Here is a 12,640-nt window from a genome sequence, read left to right on the forward strand (position 1 = left end):
CTTTATTCACTCGGGTTTGCAACCGCAATGCGGATCGTTTTAATTTCAAAGGGTGAAAATTCCAGCTCAACCGATGAACACTGCTCGCCTAGCAGCCGGATCGGCTGCTCCATCAAGTCGGTTTCTTCGATTGAAACGCATTCCATTCCCATTGCAATCTCCGCTCGAGCTAGTGTTCCGGCGGTTTCAAAGAGACGGAAGACGAGATGATCGCTGTCTTCGGCTTTTTTGACCGACTCGAGCATGATGAGGGGATGATGGATTTGAAGCAGCTGTATCGGCGGGAATCCGCCTTCCGCCTTCTGACTTCCTTCCATCACCGTTAAGGGAATGTTGAGTTCATACCCTTTGCGATAAACTTTCGCCTCGATCTCATTGCCTGCATGCGGATAGAGGGCATAGGTAAAGCGATGAGACGCGCGATCCGCCTGCGGATCCGGATAAGCTGGACTGCGCAGCAGATTAATATCCATGACGGATCCCCTTACGCTGTGGCCGTATTTGGAATCGTTTAGCAGAGCGACCCCATAGTCATGTCTCGATAGGTCAATGAAATGATGGGCACAAATTTCATCCTTGGCAAATTCAATGCCGGTATTGCGGGTTGTCGGACGCTTGATGGAGCCGAACTGAATATCGCAGCTCACCTCGTCTGCCCAAACGTTCACAGGGAATGACGCGCGCAGCATTTTCCCCGATTCCTTCCACTCTACTTCTGTTTCGAACTTGAGCACCGAGTCTCCCTCGGCCAGTACGATTCGCTGTGAAAATTGTGATTCCCCATATTGGTACTTCTGCTCCAGAATTGCATTCGGCCCTACAACAGATGGATGGCTATGGACAAGTCTCATCGTTCCTGCAGTTCGGTCCCGGTAATCCTGTGGGAAGTCCCATGCATCGCCGTCATCATGATAGACGGACAAGATGTTAGCTGCAGAACCAGGCAGAATAGCTTCGCGTCCATTCTTTTTGTCGTATAGAGAAGTAATCTGGCCCTCATCATTGAAAAGAACGGTCAAAAGATCGTTCTCAAGCAGCCGCTCCGTTGCCTTAAGCGTGACTTCCGGTGAAGGCTCCATGATGGCATCCTTCAATTGGACGAAACTCATAGCAGGCACGGCGATTTTGTGCCAATGCTCGTTATGACAGATCCAAGTCTCCCGTGTCCACGGAAGGGAGTTGGAAACTGCCGTTTCTCCGCTCCATCCCGCCATGCTTGCAAGCCGCTCGTAGGCATCAGCCTTCATGGCGCAAACCTCGTCATACAGGACGGAATAACGCTCCAGCGACTCGTCGTACACTCTTTTAATAGACGAACCGGGAAGAATATCATGGAATTGGTAAAGCAGGACCTCCTTCCATATCTCCTCAAGACGATCCGAAGGATAGGGAATGCCACCGGTCACCCATAATAGCGAGGCAGCATACTCCACCTCACGAAGGGTCTTCTCCAACTTACGGTTATACCATTTGTTCCGGCCCTGCGTCGTCAGCGTGCCTTGATGCTTCTCCAGATACAGTTCGCCTTTGTAGATCTGGAAGCGTTCGGCTTCATTCTCCAGCTTGTGAAAAAAAGAAAGTGAGCTTTCCTGTACGACCGGAGGGATGCCGAGCAGGTTTTTCTCCCGTGCCAATCGTTCCAGATGCTCTTCGCCGGGGCCGCCGCCGCCATCGCCGATTCCGAAGAGCATCAGCGCATGGCTGGAAACATTGCGGTCCAGATACTGGCTCTCGATCTTCGCCAGTGATCTTGGAGCGGCTGGGCTATTGTACGTGTCTTCTGGCGGAAGATGGGTCAGTACGCGGGTTCCGTCAATGCCCTCCCAATAGAAACTGTGGTGCGGATGGCTGTTATAGACACTCCAGCTCAGCTTCTGCGTCATCATGTAGTCCACGCCCGATTTCTTGAGCAATTGCGGCAGACTGGCATTGTACCCGAACACATCCGGCAGCCAAAGAACCTTCATTTCTTGGCCGAACTCCTGTTGGAAGAAGCGTTTCCCATACAAAATCTGGCGGATCAGAGCTTCCCCGCCGGAGATGTTCGTATCGGGCTCCACCCACATGGCTCCCTGGGCTTCCCATCGTCCTTCATGCACTCGTTCCTTAATTTGGGCGTATATCTTCGGATAACGCTCCTTGATCCATTCATAAAGCTGAGGCTGGCTGGCGCCAAACATATAATCCGGGTAGGTCTCCATGTTGCGTAAAGCAGTCGCGAATGTGCGGGCCCCCTTACGGATAGTTTCGCGAATCGGCCACAGCCATGCTAGGTCGATATGGGCATGCCCAATCGCACTGACTTCCAGTACCGGATCCCCACCTTGCCGCCCCAGCTCGATCTGCAGCATTTCGGCAGCTCTGAAGACCGTTTCTTCCCGCAGTTCGCTCAGAATGAGAGAAGCCTCATATAACGTCTGGAGTAGTCGGTCCCGGCGAGCGCTTGTCTGCGGCAGCTGCTCAGCCAGTTCGGAGAGAACCTCCCAATCATAATAAAGTTGTCTATAAGGCTCGTTGCAGATTGAAATATTCGCTTCCCTGATTGTGCCGCCTTGGAAATTTCCAAACAGGTCGTTGCAGGCCCCATCTGCCCACAAGTCAATGCTCTCACCGCCAGCTGCGCAGCCGCTGACTTCCACCACCCGCTTGCCAGGCAGCCCTAATACCAAATCGAAGGTCGAATTTTTGGTCGTAAGTCCCCGGTACGGCTCCCCGTCCTTATCCACGATGCACAATTCACCACTGATATCCAGCAGCAAAACCACTTTATGCCCTTTCGCTGAATCCGGCACAGTACCCTTGAAGCGGAACCACGCACAATCCCATAATTCGGCCCATTGATCGCCCGGATTGAGCGGACCGATGGGATTGCCTGACATTCTCTCCTTGTAAACTACCGGTTCTTTGGTCGCCCAAGCATGAACAAGCAAGTTCCCAACCGGCTCGTAAATCGCCTCGCGCAGCCGCGAAAGAACGACTTTCACCTTATCTAGCATAATTTGCTTTGTTTCATATGGCATTTAATCACTCCTATAAGAATCCAGTAATGTCCAGAGTAAGAAGAAAGAGCGGATATCCGCTCTTTCTATTGTGATTATTTTCATTTATTTGGTAACTGCTTCTGCTCTTTTTTGGGCATCATCGAGAATCGCCTTGACGTCGCCTTTGGTCATCAGCGATTTGACCACTGCATCGCCAAACATTTGCCAAGCTTTCGAGTTCTCCTTCGCAAAAGTAGGTAGTCCCTGTACATTACCCGACATCGCTTGATAATGCACATAGAGTTCCGGATGCTTGGTTTTGTAATCGTCCGATTCCGCCACTTCTTTCAGAATAGGCGATCGAACGTTGGAGTCTGCGATCAGCTGCTGGATATCTTTGCTGTACATTGCGCGAATGTATTCGAACGCTGCTTCTTTATTTTTAGAATCTTTCGTTACAGAATGGAAAGCTGCTCCAATCGTTATATTGCCCGCTTTGCCGTTCGGAGAGAGCGGGATCGGAGCCATGCCGACGTCGATTCCTTTGTCTCTCGCCTGCTGTGATTGCCACGGACCGTCAATGATATAAGCCAACTGGCCTTTGTACCAAGCGTCAAAGTAAGCCCCTTCGTCTTTATTCACCATCAGGCCTGGAGGATGGTCACCGTTCAGTTCTCGAAGCAGGTTCACTGTCTCCACGTTCTGCTCGCTATTGAAAGCCGGCAGCCCATCCGTTGCAAAGCTGCCCCCATTGATCATCATCAGCGCGCCGAAACGAAGATAGCCTCCGAAGTTGGCTCCCGCATAAACGCCGCCGCCGTAAAACTTGCCATTCCCTGCTTCCGTCACTTTCTTAGAGAAATCAGCGAGTTCCGCCCAGCTGTCTGGTGCTTTGTCGGGGTCGAGGCCGGCTTGCTTAACCAGCCCTTTGTTCCAGAACAGGCTGCTGACACCTGGCTGCGCGGCGATGCCGTAGATTTTACCGTTGTATTCCATCGGCTTCCAAGCAGCATCCGATACATTCTCACGAATCTCGCTTGCCATGTCTTCAGGGAAGGGCTCAAGCAGTCCTTGTTGAGCAAATCCAGGCATCTGGGTTTCACCCACGATAATGTCCGGCGTGTTTTTCGCTAGAAATCCGGCGGTCTGCTTCTGGATCAATGCTTCTCCCCAGCCCCAGTCTTCCATTTTGACTTCAATATTTTGTTCGTTCATCTTGTTGTACATAATCGTTTGATAGTGCAGGCCGAATGCATCTGTAGGGAAAACGCTGCCCGGTTTGTAGGCCGTATCAATTTCTTTTCCTTTTAGTTCCTTTTCCTTCGGAGCCAGCAGATCGCCCAGCTTCCCTGTTCCTACGTTCGTTGCTCCTTCTGTCAGCACCGTAATCGTGGAAACTTGAGAACCTGCCGGAGTTGGAGACGGTGGGTTGACAGTGGTTCCAGTATTGTTACTCGGACTATTGCTTGCTTTTGTGTCGCCCCCGTTGCTGCAGCCAATCAAACTGGCTGCGATCAAAGCGATTGCCATCAAGGCAGCCATTGCGCGTTGTCTCATGTTTTCCCCTCCAAATATTAGATCATGATTATTTCTAACAAAACATATCACATATCTTTAATGTATTCAATATGTTTTAAATATAGCATTTCAAATTATCCTTTAATGCCTGTGCTGGCTAAGCCTTGAACGATGTACTTTTGGAAGAAAAAGAATATTAACAGCGCTGGCAGAGTCGTCCCGAGCCCAAGCGTAATCATCATCGGATAATTTGGTGTGCCTACAGGGCCGATCGCCGCAGAAGACATCCTCGTTATAGCAGAAGGAAGCGTTTGCAGACTGTCGCTTGACGTATAGAAGAACGGGGTTGCAAAGTCGTTCCAGGTTCCAAGTGCCGTTGTAATAGCGACAAAGGCCAGAATCGGCAGCTGTAGTGGGAGCAGTATTTGAAAGATCAGACGCAGCGTTCCTGCTCCATCCACCTTGGCCGCTTCGTCCAATTCAATCGGAACCTTCTCTAGAGATTGCTTGACGAGGAACATCCCCATGATGTTGATGGCGGGACCACCGATTAAATACACCCACCATGTATTGAGAATTCCCGTACCGCCGGTAAAGATATCGTTACCATTGGCATAAGGCCAACGGGCGAGCTGGAGATACGTTGGAATAAGGGCGATGGTGCCCGGAATCATCTGAGTGGCAAGCAAAGTCAGAAACAACCCGTCCTTGCCCTTGAATTTCAGCCGGGCAAACGCATACCCTGCCAGAAAAGAAGTAAGCAAGGCCCAAAACGTGTTGTACAAGGTCCGGTATAACGAATTCAAAATATAAGTGCTGGTTGAAGAGTCTACAGATCCAAAAATGAGGGTTTTATAGTTCATCAGAGTCGGATTATTCGGAATCGGAATAAACGGGAGAATAGTCATGCTGAATTCTTCTTTCGAAAAAAAACCAGCCAAAATCATGAAAAACAAAGGGTACAATAGGATTAGGCCGACCCCGAGAAGTACGACATGTGCTGCGAAGTGGAGTGGATTTGCCTTCCGTACAGGTTTCAATCGAACAATAGGAGAAGCCATCGTCTATTTCACCTTCTTAAGAGGAATAGTCATTCTGCGGTCGGAACGAGTTGTTCGGCGGTAATAAATTGTTGTGACCGTAAATACGATGACCGCCATAACCAATGATGAGGCTCCTGCCATTCCTAAGTTGAAATCCCAGAAGGCATCACGGTAAATCCGGAACACAAGAACTTCGGTCTGGCCGTAAGGTCCGCCGCCAGTCATGAACATGACCTGCTCATAAATCTGGATGGCGCCGATCAGACTGGTAATGATAATGTAAGTTGCAATCGGTTTCAAACCAGGGATCGTCACATGCCGGAGCTTTTGCCTGCGGCCTGCGCCGTCGATATCAGCGGCTTCATACAACGTCACGTCCACGGATTGAAGACCGGCCAGCCAGATCAGCGCCGCTCCTCCGACCCCCTTCCAAACGGAATAAACGACGATCCAGAATACGCTCCAAGGGACGGAAAACTGCCATACGATCGGTTCATAACCCATGGATTTAATGAAATTGTTAATCATTCCGTTATTGGGATCGAGCAGTAAGTTGAAAATTTGAGTCGTCGCCACCGTTGACGTCACTGCAGGAATATACCAAATCGACCGATATACACCTTTTCCGAACAAGGGCATGTTCATGAGCAGTGCCGCGCCGAAGCCTGCTGAAAGCGTTGTGATACTAACCAAAGCCCCCATCCATATCGATCTCAATAAGGCTCCATAGTATAGCGGATCTTGGAAGAAGCGAATGTAATTATCCAGCCCGATAAATTTTGGATTCCCTTGAATGCCGATCCACTCGAAAAAACCGAGAACAAAACCAAACAAGGTTGGAAAGCCGGATGTAACAAGCCACCAGAAAATCATTGGGCCAAGAATGGCAGCAGCGATAAAAGCATCTCGGTGCCTGACAAGAAGCCGTTTAAATCTCGTTTTGCGTATAGGATGTTCCAAAGGCACGGTTTGTTCCACGTTTTCCCCTCCTCCATGTATATATGCACTATTAAATATAATAAATATTATTTATTCAGTCAATGATGAAATAAAAAAAGAGGGTATCCCAAAAGCATGAGGTTCGCTGAAGAGACAGCTCACTTCGAACCGAAATGTTGAAAAACATGAAAAAATAGCCGTACAGGGCGTCTATTCCTGTACGGCTATTTTTTTGTCTATGGTTGCTTACTTCATCAGATTATGGGCAAGCGAGAGCCATCCGACCTCCAGACTCCCCTTAGGCAAGCAGCAAGCAGGAAACGCCGAACCCCCCGGTTATTCTTTATCTGCCCGAATACACTTCCGGGTTCAATCATTTGTCTCACCGACAGCGCATAACCTTACCTTCCTCGCCGCGTAGCTTTTCCCTCGCCTGCTGCTTGTAGCGTATATAGTTCAAACTGACCCGAATCTCTCGATTCCCTTGCGCCTTCGTATATGCAGCCTTCATTGGACACCCTTCACTGCTCACGCTACGGTAATGAAGATGTCGGATTTCATATCCACTCGATGATCGTTTATAAGATGGCGTAGGATCATATAAGATCATTGAACGAGTAGTTACGGACATGGGGTACGTTATATGAGTGAATTAGATGTAAAAGCAAAATTTACGGACATGAGAGCCGTTATTTCGCTTGGATCGGGTCATAATTGGGACTTTTCGAGCCAATAAGTGCTCTGAGGTCCGTAAACAATTCGAAAAGTCGTTTTTTCAGCAAATAAGGGCACCTGTGTCCGTTAACTTTTGCAGATCAAATAAATAGAAGAGGGTGTCCCAAAAGCATATGGCTTTTGGGGCACCCTCTTTCGCGCATTTCATTTATACGGTCGTCTTGACCACTCCTGTCGAGGCTCTGACAACAAGCTCCGGCTGAAGGACGACTTTGCTGTACTTGGATGCAGGTTCGCCTTCTTCCAGGAGTTTCATCAGAATCTCTGCCGCCTGTCTTCCCATACAAGTCTCCGATTGGGAAATATGGGTAAAGGTTCCGAACTCGTCATAACCGGATGATGGATTATCAAACGTAAGAATGGAAATATCATCCGGAACCTTCAGCCCGATTTGCTTGGCAACAGTGGAGATATAAATCCCGAGGCGCGCATTAAGGGTAATGTACGCGGTTGCCATCCGGTTTCGGATGAACCGGAATAGCGGATGATCCTCGCTAATGCTGGAGTAATCCACTTGGAAATCAGTCAGAATCATGGCAGGATTAATCATCGCCCCATGCTGCATCAAGGCTTCCATATAACCAGCTATCCGATCACTCACAGTAATGGTAGGCAGAGGCGTATCCGAACAAATGGCGATCTCGCGGTGACCCAGCTCCCACAGATGATTCAAAGCCAGCTTTGTCCCATTCATGCTGTCCGTACATACAAAGTTAGTGTCTATTCCAGCCAAATTGCGATCAATTAGAACAAAGGGATAATGCGACATTTTCAACGCAATAATCTCCTCGTTATACGTTTCCGCATCGCTCGGGAAAATAATAAGACCGGACGTTCCGTTCGCCAGGCTCTCAAGAATCAGCTTCTTTTCGGTTTCAATGCAGTTGTTACTAAGGGAGATAAATAAATGGTACCCTTCCGCCTTAAGAACCTCGTTAATCCCTGTAATAAGGCGAAGGGCAAAAAAATCCACAAGTGTCGGGATGATGACTCCGACTGTTTTCTTCTGCAGATCCCCAGCCCCTCTTTCCCTTGCCGCCATATAGCTTCCTTGCTGCCGCTCATCCGGCGCAGAAGCAAAGAGCGAATCCGTCATGCCGGACTTCACTTCGGCAGCCACTTCCTTCACAAAGCTTCCCCGACCCGGAATCCGATCGATCCACCCTTCCTTGGCAAGCTGAACCAAGGCGTTGGCAACCGTAATTCGACTGACCCGGAACTGCTCCATGAGCTCTTTTTCGGAAGGAATTTTATCATTCACCTTCAATTTATGAGATATGATCTTCTCTTTAAAATAATCCTGAATTTGCATATAAAGCGGTAAACGATCGTTTTGCATCGATTAAGTACTCCCTAGGATGGATTTGTGAAGATAATATATCATTTATATCTTTTAGTCAAATGAACTCATGGAAAAAAGCCTGACAGACGCTTATAGCGCCCATCAAGCTGAACGAGATCGAACTTGCTGCCTGATACCGCAAACAAAGAAGAGAATAAAGTTGCGGGCTGTCGCTATCCTATTAGCGGGCAGTTGGTTCAATGGGCAAGCCATTATGTTCTCTGACCAGTTCAAAATAAATATCCGGCCTTACAATGACGATATCTTTGTCAGCTTTAAAATAATTGACAGCGTTAATGAAATTCTGATAAGGAACTTCCCAAGGATTGGCCTGAATGCCGACAAAGAGCGGGGACTTTCGGTCCCATTTCTTCATTGCTTCCTCTACATGGGATATAAGATCCCCCTCAGATGAGCCATAGCCCTTATTGAGTTCTTGGCCGGGCATAGAGTTGTTGTATACGGTTATGACTCCAGAATTCCCTTGCGAGGTAAAGCCCAGAAGCGAAGGAGCATGAGCCGCTATGCTCTCGCCTACATTCGGATTGGTAACCCCATTTACGGTATTCCATACAGTAAGCACCCTGATGCCGCTTTGCGACATATACTCATTCGTACGTGAGAAAAAGAGATCCAACCCTTTCGGATCATTCCACATATTAGGATAAGTATATCCCATACCTGTTGGACCCGAAACCAGAACGTCATTCTCCGTGGCGGTTCGGTTAAGATAATCAAGCACTCCCGGCATAGCGTCTGCCATCAGCGGCGAAACCGTCCAACCTAGCGGTACTTCTCCCCGGTTCGGCGAAGCCCAGAACTCTTTGAAGGCTCCTTCCATGTACTGCAGGTTGTCGCCGTCACTCAAGATATAGGTCACATAAACCTTATTCTCCAGCGGAGGTTTCATAGGAGGCTTCGGCGGCGGTGTAATTTTTCTGGACGTTCCGCTCAGTACGGACAAGTTGGAAGAGTAATCGGCAGCCACCGTGGCAAGCCCGAATTCCGAGGTTTTGCTTACTCCTATTCCTTCATCTGGCCACCAACCGAGATAGAGACCGCTTCCATAGGGCATATCTTTCATGAACTTGTTCAATAATTGTTCCTCTTCGGGCACGGCCGGATTTAGCCAGACGACAGCCGCTTGAATGCCTATGGCATATTCACGCAAGTTCGTCTTCAGGTCAGGGGTCAAGCCAACAAGAACACGATGAGTCGTCTTGGACCAGTACTTGTCATAGAGATGATTGTACACCTCAATGTTCGTACTGAATTTCCCCCGCAGGTCCTCAAGGACAGGCAGCTGGTAAGGGGCGCCCGTAAGCTTCTCCAACAGGGAGGGAGAGGCAACGACGGCGTTCTTCAAGCCAGCGATCGTTGTCGCCAGGTTGTAGGTATCCGGAACCTCCGGATCATACACGACAACCCCCTTGATTTCCGCATGATACTTCTCCATAAGCTTCCAGTTATCCTTAACAGCCACATATTCCATCCCTAGAGCATCCAGCCAGTACGTCCCCGACTTATCCTTGTCATAGATGCGCGGTTTCGACTTATTAACGACCCCTTTGAGCGTCTCGAACATAGCTGATTCATCAGCTCTCATCGGGGATGAGAACTCGACACCATACAGCTTCAAGGTTGACTTCCCTGTCCAGGTGACACGGATTTCAATCGGTTTTTCCTCGCCTGGAGCTGTTAGAGGAATCTCAAAGCTCTGGGAAGCATTTTCTTGATCAAAATCCCAATTGCTAACGTCCAAGCTGCCCAAATCCTCTCCTTTAGTCTGATCGAGGACCTCCAGCTTGGCAACGACTCCGTTCTCATCCGCAAATTTATCGATGCTCATGCGAAATACTGCTTTTGTCTCTCCGGTCGGAACGCCAATAATGGACTTAGCATCCATGATTAATTCTCCGGGAGAGTCGCTGCCAACCTCGGCCAGCCAGCCATCCCCGTCCGCCTTGCCTGTCTCATGCCCATAAGCGGGATCTTCCCCCTCAAAGGCCAACTTGATGTCGAGACTAACAAGATCCAGCATCGACGACGGTGCGGCAAAGGTGGGCAAAGCCTGATTCTTCGGCCAGCTTATACCTTCTTGCTTATGCGGCCAAAACCAATAGACTGTAAGCGCGGCCGCAATTAAGACAAGACTTAGAGCAATCTTTCCTCCGGCCTTCTGTTTCACTGTCTCTCCTCCTGTCTTCATCTCAAGGCATAGCGGTCTACCGTTACCGCAGCCTGATTTCTATAGTCGATCCGGTATATTCCTTCATTCTCAACATTTCGTTCATTAGGGGTAACTGAAAAATTCACCTCCCACAATAACTATATAATACAGGAAACGATTTCCTGATCATCATATAACATATATTAATAATGATCAATATATTTAATCAAGAAGCCCGTTTCGATAGAACGGCAAAACATCACGTACAAAAAAAGACCGTCTCCAAAGGTTATTCACCTTAGGGACAGCCCTTCCATTTCATATCATCGGTTAAGCCTTCACAGCTTGCAGCCACGCTTCAGCAATAAGTGCATGTCCAGCAGGCGAAGGATGAACACCGTCTCCCGCCCAGTATGCAGGCTCCGTATTAGAGCTCGCTGCGGCGAACAGACCATCGAGCGGAACGTACAATGTCTTGAACTCACGAGAGAGATCACGTACCGCCTGAATCTTAGGATCCAGATCCTCACGCCAGCCTCTGCGTTCCTCTGGAACCGGGAGAACAAATGGCTCGATGAGGATCAGCTTGCTGTCAAGACGGTCTCGCGTATCTAGTATTAGCTTGCGGTAGCTTTGGTAGAACTCATCCGCAGAAGTGGCATCACCGTTGTCATAACGCCTCCAGGTATCATTTATGCCAATATATATAGAAACCCAAGTTGGCTTCAGCTCCAGGCAATCTTTTTCCCACCTGCGCTCCAGATCAACGGCACGATTTCCGCTAATTCCCCGGTTTAGGAATTGGACGTTCTTATGCGGATACTTGCGGCCGAATGCTGCTGCTGCAAACAGCGCATAACCATGACCCAAGCTATGATAATCATCATAATTCCGGCCACAATCGGTAATACTGTCACCTTGAAATAATACTACAGCTCCATCTTCAATCATTGTCATGTCTGTCCATCTCCTCTATTTATTTGCTCAAAATTACCATTCATCCGTCATTATTATAGGCTGTATTGCTCCATCCGATATAACCATCTTATCTATGCACAGCATCCGATTGCCAGCTTCTTGGTCTCCAATTACTCTCCGATGGTAAACGATGAGCCATTCATCCTCATCAGGCAGATGAAGGAACCCGTGGTGGCCAGGTCCCTCCGCAATGGGTTCCTGACGTTGAAGGATTGTGCCCTTATTCTCGAAAGGTCCCAAAGGACTGTCGCTTACGCCATACGCAACTCGGTAAGAACCATTCACCCAATCTCCCATCGACCACATCAGATAGTACAACCCGTCCTTCTTGATCATGCACGGCCCTTCTACATATCCTTCTGGTGTAATGGATAGAAACGTCTCACCGCTGGCAAACGGAACGAATCCCGTCATATCCTCGTTCATTCTAGCTACATTGCAATGACGCCAGCCTCCGTAATAGAGATAGATGGTTCCATCCTCGTCTTTAAACAAATGGGCATCTATCGGCTGGGCAGAATGAATGAAACGATCAATGAGCGGTTTGCCTAAATAGCCTCTGAACGGGCCCTCCGGACGATCAGACACCGCAATCTCTAAGCCTCCGATCTCATCATCGGTTTGAATATCATTCGTTGCAAAAATGAGATAATATTTCTCCCTATGCTCAATAATCGTAGGCGCCCATACCGCTCTCCACATCCATGGAAAGTCCGACATCTCTATAATGCTTTCATGCTTCTCCCAATGAATCAGATCCTCCGAGCTGAAAGCATCCAAATTCAGCTGCTGCGTGTATTCCGTATAGGAACGTGTCGCATAAATCCAGTGCTTGCCTTCATACGTTCTTGCTTCAGGATCCGCGTACCATCCCGGCACGATCGGATTTGTAATCCCTTTCAAAATGGAACAACTCCTTAAGGTGTAAGTATAA

Annotated in this window: 8 protein-coding genes and 1 pseudogene; all 9 read right to left on the reverse strand. The window is 48.7% G+C overall.

The genetic code is table 11. From position 1 onward, the window contains the following. Positions 1–2: 2 nt before the first annotated feature. The 9 genes and pseudogenes from CEF13_RS19780 to CEF13_RS19815 all read right to left on the reverse strand — a co-directional run bounded on the left by CEF13_RS19780 (position 3) and on the right by CEF13_RS19815 (position 12,609). Positions 3–3,020 (reverse strand): glycoside hydrolase family 38 N-terminal domain-containing protein, encoded by a 3,018-nt coding sequence (locus CEF13_RS19780; RefSeq protein ID WP_102713243.1) that lies wholly within the window; start codon positions 3,018–3,020, stop codon positions 3–5. Between the two features lie 84 nt (positions 3,021–3,104). After that, on the reverse strand, positions 3,105–4,538 hold the full coding sequence (locus CEF13_RS19785) for an extracellular solute-binding protein (protein WP_102713245.1): 1,434 nt from the start codon (positions 4,536–4,538) through the stop codon (positions 3,105–3,107). Between the two features lie 95 nt (positions 4,539–4,633). Beyond that, on the reverse strand, positions 4,634–5,560 hold the full coding sequence (locus CEF13_RS19790) for a carbohydrate ABC transporter permease (RefSeq protein ID WP_102713247.1): 927 nt from the start codon (positions 5,558–5,560) through the stop codon (positions 4,634–4,636). 3 nt (positions 5,561–5,563) lie between these two features. Then, positions 5,564–6,520 carry a carbohydrate ABC transporter permease gene (locus CEF13_RS19795; RefSeq protein ID WP_244917102.1) on the reverse strand — a complete coding sequence of 319 codons (957 nt, stop codon included), beginning with the start codon at positions 6,518–6,520 and terminating at the stop codon, positions 5,564–5,566. Between the two features lie 207 nt (positions 6,521–6,727). Further along, positions 6,728–7,052 (reverse strand): annotated as a pseudogene (locus CEF13_RS29715) (transposase); the annotation flags it as partial. A gap of 312 nt (positions 7,053–7,364) precedes the next feature. After that, positions 7,365–8,555 carry a GntR family transcriptional regulator gene (locus CEF13_RS19800; protein WP_102713251.1) on the reverse strand — a complete coding sequence of 397 codons (1,191 nt, stop codon included), beginning with the start codon at positions 8,553–8,555 and terminating at the stop codon, positions 7,365–7,367. Between the two features lie 184 nt (positions 8,556–8,739). Continuing rightward, positions 8,740–10,746: a GxGYxYP domain-containing protein gene (locus tag CEF13_RS19805; RefSeq protein WP_166742676.1), complete on the reverse strand. Its 2,007-nt coding sequence runs from the start codon at positions 10,744–10,746 to the stop codon at positions 8,740–8,742. A 312-nt stretch (positions 10,747–11,058) separates the two neighbouring features. Beyond that, positions 11,059–11,685, reverse strand: coding sequence for an SGNH/GDSL hydrolase family protein (locus CEF13_RS19810; RefSeq protein WP_102713255.1), 627 nt, complete (start codon positions 11,683–11,685; stop codon positions 11,059–11,061). Positions 11,686–11,718: 33 nt separating this feature from the next. Next, the gene (locus CEF13_RS19815) at positions 11,719–12,609 is read right to left on the reverse strand and encodes a glycoside hydrolase family 43 protein (protein ID WP_243864282.1); all 891 of its coding nucleotides are present in this window, start codon (positions 12,607–12,609) and stop codon (positions 11,719–11,721) included. Positions 12,610–12,640: the final 31 nt, after the last annotated feature.

Origin of the sequence: Paenibacillus castaneae (genome assembly GCF_002884445.1) — a bacterium.
GTDB lineage: Bacteria > Bacillota > Bacilli > Paenibacillales > Paenibacillaceae > Pristimantibacillus > Pristimantibacillus castaneae.